This window comes from Microbulbifer echini (assembly GCF_041447225.1).
Taxonomy (GTDB): domain Bacteria; phylum Pseudomonadota; class Gammaproteobacteria; order Pseudomonadales; family Cellvibrionaceae; genus Microbulbifer; species Microbulbifer echini.
Map to the genome: position 1 here is coordinate 112072 of NZ_JBGMEL010000006.1, position 17688 is coordinate 129759.

Genomic DNA, 17688 nt, shown 5'->3' on the forward strand with positions numbered 1-17688 from the left:
AGTAAGCTCTTATCGCCAGCCCAATTATCTTTGATTTACAACGGTTTGTATGTGCGATAAATACAGGCCGGGACTTTCAGCAAAATATCCTCGCCAGTATCCCGCCAGAGTGCCGAGTCGCGCACCTCTTGAGGCGCCCTGTCGCGAGCAAAGTTATTCAATATTTCCAGCTTGCTGGAATCTCCCGCCAATTCAGCATCCAGTCTAGCCCGGGTACTATAGGAAAAATCAACTTTAAAAATTTGCTCGTATTCCGCGAATCCCGCATTTTTAAAAAGCCAGGTTAATTGATCATCTCTAGGGAAGTAGCGATTGAAGGCTTGGGATTCACAGCGAGCCAACATGCTGGTTTTTCGTACAATATCTGTAAAAACATCCTGCCAAACACCGGTGGTTGGCAGCAATTGCCAAATAATAAAGCGCCCACCCTTTTTCAAGATGCGAAAAACTTCCCTCATTACCAGTGGTTGATCTAATTGGGGGACTTCATGCAATCCCATTTTGAGTAGCACCACATCAAAAGATTCCGTCTCATAAGGCAGTGCCCTGGCATCCCCCAGCGTAATATCGACAGCTCCCTCACGCACTTTTGGATCTATTCGGCGCAGCTGAGAATAGTGGGTATCGCACATGCTGAGAGAGATCCCGATCGCGCTCTCCTCAGCATATTCCAGGAGTACCTGGCTGGTTGTGCCGCTCCCACACATCAAATCCAACACTCTATCGCCATCACAAAGGTCAAGCGCTTCAAGCAACTTGCCTCTCGATTCCGATGAAACCTCAGGAGTATCTAAAGCGTCTTGGTCGAGCACATTGTACCCATCTGCCACAATATCGCACCTGACCTGCAACTGAAGGGTTGAGAACAACTCAACCAGATCGGGTGGACCGTGCAAACTGGCCAAATGGCCGCCCTCCGGTCCTAGATCAATGGATAACTTCAAGGAAAACGTATCATCCAGGATTTCGGAAGCAAATACCTGCGCCTCTTTACTCAGGCTAAATGTAAACGTGGGATGCCCGACCAAATCACAGTCCAGATTTAAGGGCACAATCTTTCTACCTTGCCGCATGGCTTTGCCCATTGGCCGTAGTTGTCCACCCAGCATCTGATTGTCTACCTGAAGGGTGGAAATACTTCCTCCGAGCCCTCTTTTGACTAAGTACAGTTACTTTATAACTACCCCGCCCCCCACTTCACATTAACTAACAACATTTTCTCCAGGTATTTTTCACTAAAAAAACAAGGAATTAAGACCAGAATTTAATGCCCTTTCGCATGTGGATTCGATTTGAAGGATGGGCTTTAGAGGACCCACATCAACCGAAATAGCACTTTCCAATGGCACAAATTGAGGCAAACTATTTCGTCGAGCTGTCACAATCGCCTATTATATCGCCCAATCTAATAGCTTTGGCTGATCAAAAAATGGCCGGCTAGGTGGACACACAGTCCACTGGATAAACTTTGTACACAGACAGGTTTAAAGAGAGCTTCATGAGCAACAACCATCATCGACTGATCATTCTCGGTTCTGGCCCCGCTGGCTACACAGCGGCGATCTATGCCGCCCGCGCCAACTTGAATCCGGTAGTCATCACCGGTATGCAACAAGGTGGGCAGCTGACCACCACGACCGAAGTAGAAAACTGGCCAGGTGGTATTGCGGATTTGCAGGGTCCCGACCTGATGGTTCAAATGCAACAGCACGCCGAACGCTTCGACACTCAAATTATTTTTGATCACATCGAATCTGTTGATCTGAAAAACCGCCCGTTCACCCTGAAAGGCAATGAAACCTACACCTGTGATGCGCTGATTATCGCCACCGGCGCCTCTGCCCAATACCTTGGCCTACCCTCTGAAGAGGCCTTCCAGGGCCGCGGTGTCAGTGCCTGTGCGACGTGTGACGGCTTTTTCTACCGCGACCAGAAAGTCGCTGTTGTTGGCGGCGGCAACACCGCGGTTGAAGAGGCACTTTACCTCTCCAATATCGCCAGTGAAGTCACCCTTATCCATCGTCGTGATGAGCTTCGCGCAGAGAAAATCCTGCAGGATCGCCTGATGGATAAAGTGGAAAACGGCAATATCAATGTTTGCTGGCACCACGCCCTGGATGAGGTTCTCGGGGATGATAATGGCGTAACCGGCCTGCGCCTTCGCAGCACCCAGGATGATTCCACCAAGGAACTGGACGTTTCCGGTGTATTCATTGCAATCGGCCACAAGCCGAATACCGGTATCTTCGAGGGGCAGCTGGAAATGAACGGAGGGTACATTCTCGTTCAAAGTGGTCTCGAAGGTAATGCCACTCAGACCTCAATTCCCGGTGTTTTTGCCGCGGGCGATGTTTCCGACCATATCTACCGCCAAGCCGTCACTTCCGCTGGCACCGGTTGTATGGCCGCCCTGGATGCTGAGCGCTTCCTCGACGCCCAGTAATCGCTAGTCCTCCGGGTGGCCTTAAGGCCACCCGACCTCCCCAGCCTTCCAGGACAGGTATCAGTTCGTGGCACGGAATAACCAAAGCCGCCTGATGTGGCTCGACCACACCCAAATCGATTTCCCATCCACACAATCAGCCCTTGAGGACCCCAATGGACTCTTGGCAGCCGGCGGCGACCTCACCCCAGAGTGGTTACTGGCCGCATACCGCCGCGGGATATTTCCCTGGTACTCAGAGGATCAGCCAATCCTATGGTGGAGCCCCTCGCCTCGCTGTGTCGTGATTCCCCAAGACTTTCGTATTGGCCGCAGTCTGCGTAAAGCACTGCGCCGGGGTACTTTTACCACCACATTTGACCAAGCATTCGAACGGGTCGTGGAAGGCTGCCGCGCGCCAAGAGCCGAGGAGGATGGTACCTGGATCACGGAAGAAATGGCCGAAGCCTATATCGATATGTACCACCTGGGCCATGCCCACTCCGTCGAGGTTTGGCGAGATGAAAAACTGGTTGGCGGGCTTTATGGCATTTCTATCGGTCAGGTATTTTTTGGTGAATCAATGTTTCATCGAGAAACAGATGCTTCCAAAGTCGCTTTTGTCCACCTCGTTCGCCAATTAGAATTGTGGGGGTGCACACTGATCGACTGCCAGGTGAGCAATCCGCACCTGAGCAGCCTGGGAGCCATTGAAATGTGTCGTAAGGATTTCGAACACTTACTGGAAAGCGGCCTGGCACAGCCCGCCTTTCCACAGCCCTGGAAGCTTTTGTGGACTTATGGGTAAATATTCTCAGCTCGACTCAGTCCGTCTATTGGCAACCCTGCCCCACCCCTGCGGTTACCTGCCGGACCGGGAGGCCACTACCGTGTTTGTGGACCCACAGACAGAGGTAGATCAGCGCCTGTACAACCGGTTGTCAGAGCTCGGCTTCCGTCGCAGTGGCGCCTACCTGTATCGCCCACAGTGCGCCTCATGTAGAGCCTGTGTGCCCGCACGTGTGCCAGTGGGCCTATTCGTGCCCGATCGTAACCAACGCCGTTGCTGGAAGCGCAACAAAGACCTGGATATATTTCATATTGAGTCCATAGATACCGATGAGCATTACGAGCTCTACGCACGCTACATTGAGCAGCGCCACGCCGATGGGGAAATGTACCCCCCAAGTCGTGAACAATACCGCAGCTTCCTGAGCCCAGCCTGGGGAGCGACGCGCTATATTGAGTTGCGCGCGCGCGGGCGGTTAATCGCTGTAGCGGTCACTGACCTGCTCACAGCGGGTCTATCGGCCATCTATACTTTCTTCGACCCCGATGAGGACAAGCGCAGCCTCGGTAGTTACTGCATTCTCTACCAGATTGAGTGGGCCCGACGGCTCGGCCTGCCGAACCTCTATTTGGGTTATTGGATCGAGCAGTGCCATAAAATGGCTTACAAAAGTCAGTTCCGGCCGATCGAAATGCTTACAGAAAACCGCTGGAGTCTGAAGTCTCTGTAACCCCAACGCACGCGCCCTTTGCTCTATTCAGTCTTTTCGTGCAAAATGCTCGCCCGTCGAGCCGCGGCTAGGCAAGATTGCCTCCGGGGTAAAGGTCTGATCAAGTTATTTGAAGGTTGCTGCCGCATGGCAAAAGACGATTATATTGAAATGGAAGGTGAGGTGGTCGACACCCTGCCAAACACCACTTTCCGAGTAAAATTGGAAAACGGACACGTGGTCATTGCGCACATCTCAGGAAAAATGCGCAAAAACTACATTCGCATTCTCACTGGCGACAAGGTCAAGGTGGAACTTACCCCCTACGACCTGAGCAAAGGCCGCATTACTTACCGCGCTCGCTAATTAGCTCGCCAGGCAGATACCTTCAGGGGTAATTTGCCGGGATACAAAAAAGCCACCGTAAGGTGGCTTTTTTGGTGGGCTTTCGTACCTGCTCAGGCGGGCACCGCCGTTTGTATCGACAGCTCATCATTCTCTATCACCACCACGACACGACCACCCTCCTCTGCCAGCTCCCCAAAGAGAACAGACTCCGCTAGAGGTTTGCGCAGCTTATCCCGAATCAAGCGAGACATGGGACGGGCCCCCATCTTCTCATCGTAACCACGAACCGCCAGCCACTCGCGCGCCTCATCATCCACGATCAGAGTCACACGGGAATCGTCCAGCTGTGCCTGCAGCTCAACGATAAACTTATCGACCACAGTCTTAACGACATCCAACGGCAGGGAACCGAACTGGATAATGCTGTCGAGACGGTTGCGGAACTCCGGGGTAAACATCTTTTTAATCTCCTCCATACCATCGGAAGAGTGATCCTGACTGGAGAAGCCGATCGATCGACGACTCATCAGCTCAGCCCCGGCATTCGTAGTCATAATCAGGATCACATTGCGGAAATCCGCCTTGCGCCCATTATTGTCTGTCAGGGTTCCGTGATCCATCACCTGCAAAAGCAGATTAAAGACTTCCGGGTGGGCCTTCTCGATCTCATCGAGCAATACCACACTGTGCGGATGCTTGGTCACCGCATCGGTTAAAAGCCCGCCCTGATCAAAGCCAACATAACCCGGAGGTGCACCGATCAGCCGGGAAACTGTATGTCGTTCCATGTACTCGGACATATCGAAGCGGATCAGCTCGATGCCCATGACCTTGGCCAGCTGGCGGCACAGCTCGGTCTTGCCGACACCAGTTGGGCCAGAGAACAAGAAGGAGCCAATGGGCTTCTCTTCCGCACCGAGCCCAGCACGGCTGAGCTTAATTGCCGTACTCAGGGCCTCAATGGCTCTGTCTTGGCCGAATACAACCATCTTGAGATTGTCATCGAGTCTCGCCAGCTGCTCTTTATCCGATGCGGAGACACTCTTGGCGGGAATTCGGGCCATCTTGGCAATCACAGCCTCAATTTCACCGATACCAATCACCTCTGTACGCTCTCCAAGTGGCAGCAGAGACTGGTAGGCTCCCGCCTCATCAATCACATCGATCGCCTTATCCGGCAGGAAACGTTCGGTGATATGACGACTGGAAAGCTGAGCTGCTGCGTCAAGGGCCGCGTCTGTGAAGCGAACCTTGTGGTGATCTTCGAAACAACTCCTGAGGCCCTGCAGTATCTGCACGGTCTCCTCTACGGAGGGCTCACTGACATCAATTTTTTGAAAACGACGAGAAAGCGCGCGATCTTTCTCAAAAATGCCACGATACTCAGTAAAAGTGGTGGAGCCAATGCAGCGAAGCTGGCCGCTGGAAAGTAGCGGCTTGAGCAGGTTGGAGGCGTCCATAACGCCACCAGATGCTGCGCCGGCTCCAATAATCGTATGAATTTCATCAATAAACAGAACCGCGTGCTCACGCTTTTTTAGCTCTGCCAACAGGGCCTTAAAGCGCTTTTCAAAATCGCCGCGGTACTTGGTTCCAGCGAGAAGAGAGCCGAGGTCAAGGGAGTAGATAGTGCTATCTTTCAGCGGCTCGGGGATATCTTCATCCACTATACGCCTGGCCAACCCTTCAGCGATCGCAGTTTTGCCAACACCGGACTCACCAACCAGCAAAGGATTGTTCTTACGGCGTCGCGCAAGTACCTGAGTGACTCGCTCTACTTCTGGGCCACGCCCGACTAGAGGATCGATACGACCGAGGATCGCCTCCTGATTCAGGTTGGTGGCGTAGCTCTCTAAGGGGTCCGAACCTCCGGGCTCAGTACCAGTCGTAATCTCCTCTTCCACTTGCTCTGCTGCGGTGTCAGAGCCGTGATGATGATTGTTGCCACTGGATCCGACACGGGAAATCCCATGGGTGATGTAATTGACTACATCAATGCGCGCAACACTCTGTTGCTTCAGATAGTAAACTGCCTGGCTTTCCTGTTCACAGAAAATAGCCACCAGCACATTGGCCCCGGTCACTTCTTTTTTGCCCGAGGACTGAACATGGAAAACGGCCCTTTGAAGGACCCTCTGAAAACCGAGTGTGGGCTGGGTCTCGCGATCGGTGTCGGCCTCCGGGATCAATGGCGTGGTGGAATCCACAAACTCCAGTAGTTCGCGGCGCAATGCACTCAGGTCGGCTCCACAGGCATGCAACACGTCAGCGGCTGACTCATTATCCAGGAGCGCTAGTAGCAGGTGCTCCACAGTCATGAATTCGTGCCGTTTCGCTCGCGCACCTTTGAACGCCAGATTGAGCGTTACCTCTAAGTCCTTGCTGAGCATTTAAACCTCAAACCCTAATCGCCAATATTTCCCGCCGACTCCGCTGGTAGGCGCGCACCCTTTGCCGGCGTCTATCTCCTGGCTGACTCCCTTCAGGTGACGGGGCCCTTGTAATAAAGCGGTTCTATTAAAAGTCAATCGTCTTTACTCTCGTCCGCCTCAATTTCACACAGCAGTGGATGTTCATTCTCCTGAGCGAACTGATTGACCTGTGCAGCCTTTGTCTCCGCTATATCCCGAGTATAGACACCGCACACTGCTTTTCCCCGCATGTGTACTTGCATCATCAACTGTGTGGCGCGCTCCCGGTTAACCCCAAAAAATAACTCCAGAGTCTCCACAACAAAGTCCATGGGGGTGTAATCATCATTCAGCATGATGACTTTATACATAGGGGGGCGCTTCAGCTTTGGCGGCGCCTCTTCTAGCGCGAGCTCGCCATCTGCACCCTCATGATCGTAGTAGTCCTCTCCAGAGTTACCGGAGCCTAGTTTAATGACCTGCAAAATACTCATAACAATTATCAATGTGTTCTATCGAGCTCAGAAAGTGCGACACTCGCAACCATCAACGGCCTGCCATTGTAACCTTATTTGACCAACGACACAGGGACATCACAGCGTCGAGAGCGGCTCCTTGACATTCCCATACCAGTTGACTACAAGAGGTAGTGCCTGCTCGCGCACAGCCGTTAGTCGCAGATAGGATTGCAGTCGACTAATCCGCAGGTCAAATAAATATAAAAACTCTGTAAGGTGGCCGGACGGCCACTCAGGCAATTAGAGGGAATTCGTTATGCCTACTGGTACCGTAAAGTGGTTCAACAACGCTAAGGGATATGGGTTTATTCTTGCAGATGAAGGAGGGGAGGATCTGTTCGCGCACTATTCCGCAATTCAGATGGAAGGCTACCGAACCCTGAAAGCCGGTCAGCAAGTAACCTTTGACATCGTCAGGGGTGACAAGGGCTATCACGCTGCAAATATTTCCGCCGCAGTGTCCGCAGAGGCTGAAACTGGCGCTCACAGTGCCGATACCAGCATTGATACCGACCTCGCCCACGCTGAGAACATCAGAGAAAAAGAGGCCGAAGTACTCGACTAACGCTCTGCGCAGCCAAATGATCTCAGCGCACCAACAAAAAAGCCCTTCGCTGCAAAGCAAAGGGCTTTTTTGGGTCAGAGCCAGATCCTACGACCCGGCCCTGTATTTGCCACTTAGGCCATATGCTTGATAACTTCGTCACCAAACGCAGAGCAGGACTTCAATTCAGCACCATCCATCAGACGCTCAAAATCGTAAGTCACCGTCTTGGCTTCAATAGCACCCTCTACACCTTTGATAACCAGGTCCGCAGCTTCGTTCCAGCCCAGGTGACGCAACATCATCTCGGCGGACAGGATCAGAGAACCAGGGTTTACCTTGTCCTGACCAGCATACTTGGGCGCAGTACCGTGAGTCGCTTCGAACAGAGCAACGTCGTCAGACAGGTTCGCACCCGGAGCGATACCGATACCACCGACCTGCGCAGCCAGTGCATCAGACAGGTAGTCGCCATTCAGGTTTAGGGTAGCAATGACATCGTACTCTGCCGGACGCAGAATGACCTGCTGCAGCATAGCGTCTGCAATTACATCCTTAATAACGATCTCTTTACCAGTCTTCGGGTTCTTGAAGCTGTGCCAGGGGCCACCGTCCAGAGGTTGAGCACCGAACTCATCGCGAGCCAGCTCATAACCCCAATCGGCGAAGGCACCTTCGGTGAACTTCATGATGTTGCCTTTGTGTACCAGGGTTACGGAATCGCGATCCTGGTCAACAGCGTACTGAATAGCCTTGCGCACGAGACGCTTGGTGCCTTCAGAAGAAACCGGCTTAATACCGATGCCACAGTGCTCTGGGAAACGGATTTTCTTAACATCCATCTCGTCCTGCAGGAACTTGATGACTTTTTTCGCTTCATCGCTGTCCGCTTTCCACTCGATACCGGCATAGATATCTTCGGAGTTTTCACGGAAAATCACCATGTCCACCTTGTTCGGCTCTTTAACCGGAGAAGGTACACCACTAAACCAGCGGACCGGACGCTGACACACGTACAAGTCCAGCTCTTGGCGCAGCGCTACGTTCAGGGAACGGAAGCCGCCGCCAACTGGAGTTGTCAGAGGGCCTTTGATGCTAACAACGTAATCTTTGATCGCTTCAAGGGTTTCAGCCGGGAACCAGTCGCCAGCATAGGTTTCTGCTGCTTTCTCACCGCAGTAGATTTCCATCCACTCGATTTTCTTGTCGCCGGCAGAAGCCTTCTCAACAGCCGCATCGATTACTTTGCGCATTACCGGGGTGATGTCCACACCGATGCCGTCGCCCTCGATGAACGGAATTACCGGGCGATTCGGAACATTCAGCGAACCGTCGGAATTGACTGTAACTTTTTCGCCGTCTGCCGGCACTTGGATGTGACCCATATTGCGTAAACTCCCAAAATTCTATGACTTTTTAGGTCCAGCGTTGCTTGCACCGCTCCCCCGGGACCATTGGGCGGGGATAAAAATCGGCGGGATTATAGCAGCATCGGCTAATTTTTGTAGTTGGATTACAATACTCAATTTTTCTTATGACTAAGATTATTCTCCTCAACAAACCTTTTGGCGTGTTAAGCCAATTCACAGACGGCCAGGGGCGCGCCACACTGGCGGACTATATCCCTCACAAAGGCTTCTATGCCGCCGGCCGGCTCGACTATGATTCTGAAGGCCTACTGTTACTGACCGATGATGGAGCGCTACAACATCAAATCAGCCATCCGAAAAGAAAGATGGCCAAGACCTATTGGGCTCAGGTAGAGGGGGACATTACCGACGACGCCCTGATGTTTCTGCGCCGCGGTGTCGACCTGAAAGATGGCCTCACTGCTCCAGCAATGGCCCGACGACTCATCGACACCGACCTGTGGCCACGTACCCCACCGATTCGCGAGCGCAAATCTATACCCACCAGCTGGGTGGAACTCACAATCCATGAGGGGCGCAATCGACAGGTCCGACGCATGACTGCGGCTGTCGGCTTCCCCACCCTCCGCCTAGTTCGCATGGCAATCGGCCACTGGAAGCTCGACGCATTGCAGCCAGGAAGCTATCGAATGGAGGAAGCCCCAAGCCCCCCCAGGCCAAAGCCCAACCCCAAATCGAAGCCGCCCCAAAGGCGCAATCGCCCGCGCCGAGGTACTAAGCAATAACCAAAGATTAAAGCGGCCTTGGTCAGAGAGGCCATTCACAGGTAAAATTCGCCCCCTTTCCATCCCAGTGAAGTAATGACTGTCCTTCTTATGCCTGATTTTCCGCACAACAAACAGCCAAAACGCGTCATCGTCGGTATGTCCGGCGGTGTGGACTCCTCTGTGGCCGCTCTCCTCCTGATGCAGCAGGGCTACCAGGTGGAGGGTCTGTTTATGAAAAACTGGGATGAGGACGACGGCACCGAATACTGCACCGCAAAAGCGGACCTGGCCGATGCCCAGGCCGTCTGTGAAAAACTGGGGATCAAACTGCACACCGCCAATTTTGCGGCGGAGTACTGGGATCACGTATTCGAGTACTTCCTGGCGGAGTACAAAGCTGGTCGCACGCCCAACCCGGACATCCTGTGCAACCGGGAAATCAAGTTCAAAGTCTTCCTGGAATACGCTGAAGTTCTGGGTGCGGACGCCATCGCGACTGGGCACTACACCCGGCGCCGGGATATTGATGGTCGCACTTACCTGCTTAAGGGGCTCGACGGCAACAAGGATCAAAGCTATTTCCTGCACGCCGTGGGAGAGGCGGAATTCACCCGCTCTCTGTTTCCGCTCGGGGAATTGGAAAAGCCTGAAGTCCGACGCATTGCCGAAGAAAATGGCTTTATCACCCATAACAAGAAGGACAGCACTGGTATCTGCTTTATCGGCGAACGCCGCTTTAAGGACTTCCTGGAGCAGTACCTACCCGCCCAACCCGGCGCCATGGAGACACCCGAAGGTGAGGTAATGGGCCGCCATGCGGGTCTGATGTACCACACGATCGGTCAGCGTCAGGGGTTGGGCATTGGCGGAGTCAAGGGCGCCGGTGAGCAGCCTTGGTACGTCGTCGGGAAGGACCTCGAGCGCAACGTATTAATTGTTGCCCAGGGTGCACATCACCCTCTGCTATACGCAACCGGCCTCAAAGCAACCCAGACACATTGGATCAATGGCGCAGCCCCCAGCGACCAAATCCGCTGCCAGGCAAAAACCCGTTACCGCCAGCCAGATCAAAACTGCACCGTACACGTTCGGGAGAATGGTAATCTCGTTGTGGAATTTGACGAACCACAGCGCGCAATTACACCGGGGCAGTCTCTGGTACTGTACGATGGTGAGATATGCCTCGGAGGTGCAGTGATAGAGCAGGCCACAGGCGTTGGCTCCGCCGTACCGGACAAGTACAAGAAACACTAAGGAATAATTTTGAATAACTGGCGGGATCAGGCACTGGCGCTGGCCGGAATTTTTCAATCCGCAACACTGGTGGAGCGACTGGCCAAAACCGGCACCGCGCCCCAGACACAGCTGGAAACTGGGGTTTACAGCCTCTTCCAGCTTAATCCAGACCGCACCGAAGATGTCTTTGCCGGCACTGAAAATCTGCTGTCTGGCTTACAGGTATCGCGGCAATTGCTGCAGTCCAGGCAGCACCCCGAGTACACCGACTGCCTGCGCTACGCGCTGTCGATACTCTATCTGCAGCGGCAGTTAAGCAAGAAGGGGGAATTGCTCTCAATCATCGGTAACCGTCTGGATAAAGCCAAGACCCAGGCTGAACATTTCACCCCTACCCACGAAAATGTATTTTCCAACCTTGCCAGCATCTATAGCGACACTCTCGGAACTTTCCGTTTCCGCATCCAGGTCCTGGGAGATTTTAACTATTTGCAGCAGCAGCGTATCGCAAACCAGATCCGCTCCATGCTCTTTGCCGGTATTCGCTCAGCCACCCTTTGGCGACAGTTAGGAGGGCGCCGTCTGCACCTGCTATTTCAGCGTAAAAAGCTATTACAGGCGACTAACGAGCTGATCACACAGATCGAATCTATAAAACACTAATCCCGGAGATTTACTATGACAGTTGAGCTTTCCGCACTCACAGCGGTATCCCCTATTGATGGTCGCTACGAGAGCAAGACTGCCCCCCTACGTGAAATTTTTAGTGAATACGGCCTGATTCGTGCCCGTGTTGAAGTAGAAGTGCGCTGGCTGCAAAAACTCTCCGCACATTCAGAAATAAGCGAGGTTCAGCCGTTTGATAAAACGGCCATCCAGCTTCTGGACAGCATTGTTGCCGATTTCTCCCTGGCAGATGCCGAACGCATCAAGGAAATCGAGCGCACCACCAACCACGACGTTAAAGCCGTTGAATATTTCCTAAAAGAAAAAATCAGTGGCAATGCACAACTGGAGAAAGTGAGCGAGTTTGTTCACTTCGCCTGCACCTCTGAAGATATTAACAACCTATCTCATGCACTGATGTTGCGTGCCGGCCGCGATGACGTGATGCTGCCTGCAATGAATGCACTCGTAGGCAAAATCGCCGCTCTTGCACAAGATTTCGCCGATGTGCCCATGTTATCCCGCACCCATGGACAGACCGCCAGCCCTACCACCGTCGGCAAGGAACTGGCCAATGTCGCAGCTCGCTTGCGCCGCCAGATCAGCCAGATACAGGCCGTACCTCTACTGGGGAAAATCAATGGAGCCGTAGGTAATTACAACGCACACCTATCTGCATACCCCAGCATCGACTGGGAAAAGAATGCGGAAGAATTCATAACCTCCCTCGGTCTGACCTGGAATCCCTACACCACCCAGATCGAACCACACGATTATATTGCCGAGCTGTTTGATGCCATCGCACGTTTCAACACTATTCTGGTTGATTTCGATCGCGACATCTGGGGCTATATTTCCCTCGGTTACTTCAAGCAGAAAGTGGTTGCCGGCGAAGTGGGCTCCTCCACCATGCCGCACAAGGTGAATCCCATCGACTTCGAAAACTCCGAAGGCAACCTGGGCCTGGCCAATGCCGTATTCCAGCACCTGGCAGCAAAACTACCCGTTTCCCGCTGGCAGCGGGATCTGACCGATTCCACCGTGCTGCGCAATATGGGGGTGGGCGCGGGCTACTCCGCAATCGCCTACGCCGCCACAATGAAAGGCCTGGGTAAGCTGCAAATTAACCTTGAGCGCCTGGCAGAAGACCTGGATAATTCCTGGGAAGTGTTGGCCGAGCCGGTCCAAACCGTTATGCGCCGCTACAACATTGAAAAACCCTACGAGAAATTGAAAGACCTCACTCGCGGCCAGGGTATCACTCAGGAAACCCTGAAAGTGTTTATCGAGAATTTGGAAATTCCCGCAGAAGCCAAAAGCACTTTGCTGGAAATGACCCCAGCTTCCTATATCGGTAATGCTACAGAGCAAGCCCGCAAAATCTAAGCGGGCCGAGCTACCGACCACACCGTTGTGGCCGGTAGCTTACTAATAACCCCTTATTCTCTCCCCTGCCATGTCGCTGCTCGGTACTGAGACATGACCCTGTGCAGATATTGAGAGCAACCACAGCCCTATCAGACAGTGAGAATTACCGTGGCCAGCCCCCTTACCCATCTCGGTGATATGCCAATTGAAGTGTTTATGCGCGATTACTGGCAACAAAAGCCTGTGTTGATCCGCAATGCATTCCCCAACTTCGAAGCACCGATATCCGGTGAAGAGCTCGCCGGAATGGCTTTGGAAGAAGCGGTGGAATCGCGCCTAGTCCTGGAAAATGGTGAGAGTGGCCCCTGGGAGCTGCGAACCGGCCCTTTTACAGAAGAGGACTTTCTTTCTCTGCCCCAAACACACTGGACACTCTTGGTACAGGCGGTGGATCAATGGCTTTCCGAAATTGCGGAGCTAAAAGAGTACTTCCGTTTTATCCCCGACTGGCGCCTCGACGACGTTATGATCAGCTACGCCGCCGACAAGGGCAGCGTCGGCCCACACTACGATCACTATGACGTATTCCTGCTACAAGCCGAAGGCAAGCGCCATTGGCAGCAAGGGCCCAAAGTGGATGAGAGCAGCCCGCGCGTGGAGGGAACTCCGCTCAATATCCTTAAAGCGTTTGATGCGGAAAACAGCTGGGTCTTGGAGCCCGGTGATATGCTCTATCTCCCGCCACAATACAGCCACTGGGGAATCGCCGAGGGCGCTTGTACCACCATTTCCATTGGCTTCCGTGCCCCGTCTGCAGCCGTCATTCTCGAGGACCTCGCTGCGGAAGTAGCGATGGGTTTACCAGACAGTCTGAGGTATACCGATGCCGGATCTGAACCTGCAAAATGCCCGGGCGAAGTAGACCCAGCTTCCGTCGCACGGCTACAGCAGCAACTTGGCGCCTGGTTAAAGCAGCCGGAAAAGATTGCCCAGTGGTTTGGAGCCGTAATGACAGAGGTGAAGTATCCGGACACAGTGGCATTAGACGCCGATGATGCCGTCGACTGGCGCGACCAGTTACCCCAGGGAGTACAACTGATCCTGAATCCTGCCTCGCGAGCCGCTTTTTGCCGAGAACCCGCAACCCTATTTGTCGATGGTGAAGCCTTCCCTGCCCCGCTGAATTTTGCAGAACGGTTTGTTAACATCCATAAGATATCCTGGAGTGATATCGAAACCTTCCCGCAGATCGCCGGTTCCGATGGACTGGTAGATCAATTGGTATCCCAGGGCACCCTGATCTATCCACCTGAGGATTTCTAATATGGCAATTCTCGTACGCCCCGCCGATTGGAAAAGCGAGAGTGATTCTATTCGCGCTATTCGGGAAACGGTCTTTGTACTAGAGCAGAAAGTACCTGCGGAGCTGGAGTGGGATGACCAGGAGGGAGATGCACAACACTTCCTGGTTTTCAAAAATGAGCGCGCCGTAGGCACCGGGCGACTGAGTAAAGATGGCAAAGTCGGACGCATGGCAATCAGTAAGTCCGATCGGGGCGAGGGGCTTGGGGCTCAGCTGCTCCAGGTCATCTGCGAATACGCTGAACAAAGAGGCTACCCGAATATCTACTTGCATGCGCAGCAACATGCGCAAGGCTTCTATGCGAAAGCCGGATTTAGTGCGCAGGGCGAAATTTTCCATGAAGCGGGCATTCCCCACCTGAAAATGGTCCTGGAACTGAGCTGACCGACAGGAAAAACACCCTCACTCGCCTTCAATTTTATCCCCACCGCGGAAAACATAGCGCTCCAGGAAATGGGCCAGGGGCGCGATACCAAGTACATACACAATCCACAAAATCAATCCCCAGAAGGGGTTCAGAGCCGCGAGAAGGCTAGCGGAAATACTGGTCAACAACATCACCAGGCTAATCAATACCACTCGTCGCGCACCCGCACTGGCTCGATTCGGTGCGATACACCACATACCCGCAATCGACAGTGCCGCTACCGCGTAGGTGATTGAAAGAAGAATCACGGACCAGGTTTGATCTGGGTACTCCCCCAGTAACCCGGCCGGAAATGGTGTAAATGCAACCGCACCTAACAGCAGAAAATTCCAGCTGGTAAAACTCGCAGATTTTGACGTGTGATCAGACATCAGATGGTTATGGGTCAGCCACAGGCGACAGAGGATCGCAAAACTCAACAACCAGGAAAATATGTGGGGGACCTGCTCCTGCATTTTATTGTGAAAGTCCGCCCCCGTTTTAATGTCGGCCAAATCGGGGATCTGAATGTTGAACACAAGAAGCGTCATGGCTATAGCAAAAACACCATCACTCAACCCATTAATCCGACTTGAAAAAAAGGCTCGATGGAGCATAGATCACCACGTTCATGGCCTGAATACCCTCTCAAGTAAAGACTATGCTCCTCCCAAACTACCCACTAAGGTGCCCCTTACCTTATTTCTTCCCTCAATCCTGACAACAAGTTCAGGAGATGTTGCTAGTAAATGTTTATAAGGCAAGAAGATAACGGCTTTATAAGTGTATTCTTTAATCGATCATTGCAGATACTCAAAATATTGCTGCTCTATTTTTATTGAACCGGATGGGGCTGGGAGCGGCATGGTGGGTGTGACCTAAAGACCCCGGATAAAATGCTCAATTTTCATGGTTATCCAGGAGGGAAAACGCAAGGTTTTACAGGATTCTACTGGGATGAATATGGCGGCCGGCGGTCTACTTTTTTCAAGTGGATATATAGCCTGGAGTCTAGATAAAGACAGGCTGTCCCATGCTCAGGAGGAGCCTAGCTAATATTAGAGGGCCTAACATCTCTTAAGAGAACGCAATCATTCCTCATGGCAAAGACCTTACTGCTAAAAAATGCCGATATCCTAGTAACCATGGATGCTGAGAGGCGTGAAATCACCAAGGGCGGTATTTTTGCCGAAGATGGGCTAATTACCGCTGTGGGCCAGACCAAGTCTCTTCCCACCAGTGCCGATACGGTCATTGATGCCACAGGACAGATCGTTCTCCCCGGAATGGTGAATACCCATCATCACCTCAACCAAACACTCACCCGTAACCTGCCCTGCTGCCAAAATAAGAATCTTTTTGCCTGGCTACAGCTGCACTATCCCATTTGGACCCGCATTAATCCTGAGGCTTCACGAACAAGTGCCCTGATTGGTTTAGGCGAGCTTATTCTCTCTGGCTGCACTACGGTGTTTGATCATTCCTACCTATTCAAGAGTGGTAACAAGGTCGACATCCATATTGAAGCCGCACGGGATTTAGGCGTGAGATTCCACGCTAGTCGTGGCTCCATGTCCTTGGGTAAGTCTCTCGGGGGCCTGCCTCCAGATGAGAGTGTCGAAGAAGAAAATTTCATACTGAAAGACAGTATCCGTGTTATTGACCGCTATCACGATGCCAGCTTTGGCGCCCTAACTCGAATTGTCCTGGCTCCCTGCTCCCCTTTTACGGTTTCAGAGGCTCTCCTCAAGGAGACAGCCCTGCTCGCTCGAGATAAAGGCGTCATGTTACACACACACCTGTGTGAGACATTCGATGAGGAGCGTTACACGCTTGAACGATTTGGCAAACGCCCTTTGGAGTGGATGGAGGAAATGGGGTGGCTAGGCCCCGATGTTTGGTTCGCCCACGCCATACATGTTGATTCTGAAGAGATAAACATTTTTGCACGCACTGGGTGCGGAATATCCCACTGCCCGAGTTCTAACATGCGCCTCGCCTCGGGGATTGCACCCGTTAAAGACTATATGGCTGCCGGTGTGAAAGTTAGCCTCGGTGTAGATGGGGCTGCGAGCAATGACGCATCCAATATGCTTATGGAAACTCGCCAGGCAATGCTACTTGCGAGACTAAGGATGGGCCTGCGCCCCCCAGAGGGTCCACATCGTTACTCCCAGCTCTCCCAGTCCCACCCCCTGCGTTCTTCGGAGTGGATGAGTGCTCGCGAAGCCCTGGAACTCGCCACCCTTGGAGGGGCCAAAGTCCTAAACCGCTCTGATATTGGCGCGCTTGAAGTTGGGCGTTGCGCCGATTTTTTTACTCTACAGCTCAACACTATCAATTATGCTGGTGGACTTTCAGACCCCGTGGCCGCAGTAATCTTCTGTGCCCCACAGTCTGCGCAAACGGTGGTAATTCACGGTCAGAAAATCGTTGATAATGGAGAAATAAACTCTCTAGATATGGCAGCAGTAATTAAGGAGCACAATACGTGGAGCCTTAGGCTGCTGAAGGGAAGCTAAATTCCATGACGGCAAGCTTGGGAGGAAAAATGCTGGCCTAGATGGTTTCAAGATATTTTAATTCCCTGACAATATTCAGCTCGCGGCACACAATCTTCGCCAAAACTCGAAGGTACACCCGACCTCGCTCAGAGAGCTCGGCGCTTAGAAAGGCTGCTCTTTTGCCAACCGTGCTCTAAATCAACCAATTCCTGGATCGCGATTCTTGGATAGCACTCTTTGCTGGTCAGAAATACTATCCGCTCCCT

At 52.7% G+C, this 17688-nt stretch carries 17 protein-coding genes; 12 read left to right on the forward strand and 5 right to left on the reverse strand.

Translation table 11 applies throughout. The features are described from left to right. Positions 1–35 precede the first annotated feature (35 nt). A complete protein-coding gene (locus ACCI51_RS07775) occupies positions 36–1073 on the reverse strand; it encodes a class I SAM-dependent methyltransferase (protein WP_371843200.1) in 1038 nt (345 codons plus the stop codon). Between the two features lie 425 nt (positions 1074–1498). Here ACCI51_RS07775 and trxB point away from each other — a divergent pair, with 425 nt between their 5' ends. The 4 genes from trxB (at position 1499) to infA (ending at position 4287) form a co-directional block, all read left to right on the forward strand. After that, positions 1499–2443, forward strand: a complete 945-nt coding sequence (trxB, locus tag ACCI51_RS07780; protein WP_299581156.1) for a thioredoxin-disulfide reductase — start codon at positions 1499–1501, stop codon at positions 2441–2443. A gap of 94 nt (positions 2444–2537) precedes the next feature. Beyond that, entirely contained in the window at positions 2538–3230 is a 693-nt protein-coding gene (gene aat / locus ACCI51_RS07785) for a leucyl/phenylalanyl-tRNA--protein transferase (protein WP_371843260.1), read from the forward strand. Then, positions 3223–3942, forward strand: coding sequence for an arginyltransferase (locus tag ACCI51_RS07790; RefSeq protein ID WP_371843201.1), 720 nt, complete (start codon positions 3223–3225; stop codon positions 3940–3942). Before aat ends, ACCI51_RS07790 begins: the two co-directional genes overlap by 8 nt. 126 nt (positions 3943–4068) lie before the next feature. Further along, positions 4069–4287 (forward strand): translation initiation factor IF-1, encoded by a 219-nt coding sequence (infA, locus tag ACCI51_RS07795; RefSeq protein WP_252465869.1) that lies wholly within the window; start codon positions 4069–4071, stop codon positions 4285–4287. A 92-nt stretch (positions 4288–4379) separates the two neighbouring features. On the opposite strand, the gene clpA is transcribed toward infA, so the two are convergent. Both clpA and clpS read right to left on the reverse strand, forming a co-directional pair. After that, entirely contained in the window at positions 4380–6659 is a 2280-nt protein-coding gene (clpA, locus tag ACCI51_RS07800; protein WP_299581147.1) for an ATP-dependent Clp protease ATP-binding subunit ClpA, read from the reverse strand. 134 nt (positions 6660–6793) lie between these two features. Beyond that, positions 6794–7174: an ATP-dependent Clp protease adapter ClpS gene (gene clpS, locus ACCI51_RS07805; protein ID WP_299581143.1), complete on the reverse strand. Its 381-nt coding sequence runs from the start codon at positions 7172–7174 to the stop codon at positions 6794–6796. A 280-nt stretch (positions 7175–7454) separates the two neighbouring features. Here clpS and cspD point away from each other — a divergent pair, with 280 nt between their 5' ends. Continuing rightward, the gene (gene cspD, locus ACCI51_RS07810; protein WP_299581140.1) at positions 7455–7763 is read left to right on the forward strand and encodes a cold shock domain-containing protein CspD; all 309 of its coding nucleotides are present in this window, start codon (positions 7455–7457) and stop codon (positions 7761–7763) included. Between the two features lie 113 nt (positions 7764–7876). Here cspD and icd read toward each other — a convergent pair whose 3' ends face one another. Next, positions 7877–9127 carry an NADP-dependent isocitrate dehydrogenase gene (gene icd / locus ACCI51_RS07815; RefSeq protein ID WP_299581137.1) on the reverse strand — a complete coding sequence of 417 codons (1251 nt, stop codon included), beginning with the start codon at positions 9125–9127 and terminating at the stop codon, positions 7877–7879. A 149-nt stretch (positions 9128–9276) separates the two neighbouring features. Between icd and ACCI51_RS07820 the strand changes: the two genes are divergently transcribed. The 6 genes from ACCI51_RS07820 (at position 9277) to ACCI51_RS07845 (ending at position 14896) form a co-directional block, all read left to right on the forward strand. Then, a complete protein-coding gene (locus tag ACCI51_RS07820) occupies positions 9277–9897 on the forward strand; it encodes a pseudouridine synthase (protein WP_299581134.1) in 621 nt (206 codons plus the stop codon). A gap of 75 nt (positions 9898–9972) precedes the next feature. After that, the gene (gene mnmA, locus ACCI51_RS07825) at positions 9973–11133 is read left to right on the forward strand and encodes a tRNA 2-thiouridine(34) synthase MnmA (protein ID WP_299581131.1); all 1161 of its coding nucleotides are present in this window, start codon (positions 9973–9975) and stop codon (positions 11131–11133) included. A 9-nt stretch (positions 11134–11142) separates the two neighbouring features. Continuing rightward, positions 11143–11778, forward strand: coding sequence for a high frequency lysogenization protein HflD (gene hflD / locus ACCI51_RS07830; protein ID WP_371843202.1), 636 nt, complete (start codon positions 11143–11145; stop codon positions 11776–11778). 15 nt (positions 11779–11793) lie between these two features. Next, positions 11794–13167, forward strand: coding sequence for an adenylosuccinate lyase (gene purB / locus ACCI51_RS07835; protein ID WP_371843203.1), 1374 nt, complete (start codon positions 11794–11796; stop codon positions 13165–13167). A gap of 150 nt (positions 13168–13317) precedes the next feature. Beyond that, the gene (locus ACCI51_RS07840; RefSeq protein WP_371843204.1) at positions 13318–14472 is read left to right on the forward strand and encodes a cupin domain-containing protein; all 1155 of its coding nucleotides are present in this window, start codon (positions 13318–13320) and stop codon (positions 14470–14472) included. A gap of 1 nt (position 14473) precedes the next feature. Next, positions 14474–14896 (forward strand): GNAT family N-acetyltransferase, encoded by a 423-nt coding sequence (locus ACCI51_RS07845; RefSeq protein ID WP_371843205.1) that lies wholly within the window; start codon positions 14474–14476, stop codon positions 14894–14896. A gap of 18 nt (positions 14897–14914) precedes the next feature. Here the strand turns inward: ACCI51_RS07845 and ACCI51_RS07850 are convergent, their stop codons facing one another. Continuing rightward, complete coding sequence (locus tag ACCI51_RS07850; protein WP_299581119.1) at positions 14915–15496, reverse strand: TMEM175 family protein; 582 nt, start codon at positions 15494–15496, stop codon at positions 14915–14917. 522 nt (positions 15497–16018) lie between these two features. Between ACCI51_RS07850 and ACCI51_RS07855 the strand changes: the two genes are divergently transcribed. After that, on the forward strand, positions 16019–17440 hold the full coding sequence (locus ACCI51_RS07855; protein ID WP_371843206.1) for an 8-oxoguanine deaminase: 1422 nt from the start codon (positions 16019–16021) through the stop codon (positions 17438–17440). Positions 17441–17688 lie beyond the last annotated feature (248 nt).

Coding starts and splice junctions, on each gene's coding strand:
- ACCI51_RS07775 (WP_371843200.1), bottom strand. CDS start 1,073: ATGCGGCAAGGTAGAAAGATTGTGCCCTTAAATCTGGACTGTGATTTG.
- trxB (WP_299581156.1), top strand. CDS start 1,499: ATGAGCAACAACCATCATCGACTGATCATTCTCGGTTCTGGCCCCGCT.
- aat (WP_371843260.1), top strand. CDS start 2,538: ATGTGGCTCGACCACACCCAAATCGATTTCCCATCCACACAATCAGCC.
- ACCI51_RS07790 (WP_371843201.1), top strand. CDS start 3,223: ATGGGTAAATATTCTCAGCTCGACTCAGTCCGTCTATTGGCAACCCTG.
- infA (WP_252465869.1), top strand. CDS start 4,069: ATGGCAAAAGACGATTATATTGAAATGGAAGGTGAGGTGGTCGACACC.
- clpA (WP_299581147.1), bottom strand. CDS start 6,659: ATGCTCAGCAAGGACTTAGAGGTAACGCTCAATCTGGCGTTCAAAGGT.
- clpS (WP_299581143.1), bottom strand. CDS start 7,174: ATGAGTATTTTGCAGGTCATTAAACTAGGCTCCGGTAACTCTGGAGAG.
- cspD (WP_299581140.1), top strand. CDS start 7,455: ATGCCTACTGGTACCGTAAAGTGGTTCAACAACGCTAAGGGATATGGG.
- icd (WP_299581137.1), bottom strand. CDS start 9,127: ATGGGTCACATCCAAGTGCCGGCAGACGGCGAAAAAGTTACAGTCAAT.
- ACCI51_RS07820 (WP_299581134.1), top strand. CDS start 9,277: ATGACTAAGATTATTCTCCTCAACAAACCTTTTGGCGTGTTAAGCCAA.
- mnmA (WP_299581131.1), top strand. CDS start 9,973: ATGACTGTCCTTCTTATGCCTGATTTTCCGCACAACAAACAGCCAAAA.
- purB (WP_371843203.1), top strand. CDS start 11,794: ATGACAGTTGAGCTTTCCGCACTCACAGCGGTATCCCCTATTGATGGT.
- ACCI51_RS07845 (WP_371843205.1), top strand. CDS start 14,474: ATGGCAATTCTCGTACGCCCCGCCGATTGGAAAAGCGAGAGTGATTCT.
- ACCI51_RS07855 (WP_371843206.1), top strand. CDS start 16,019: ATGGCAAAGACCTTACTGCTAAAAAATGCCGATATCCTAGTAACCATG.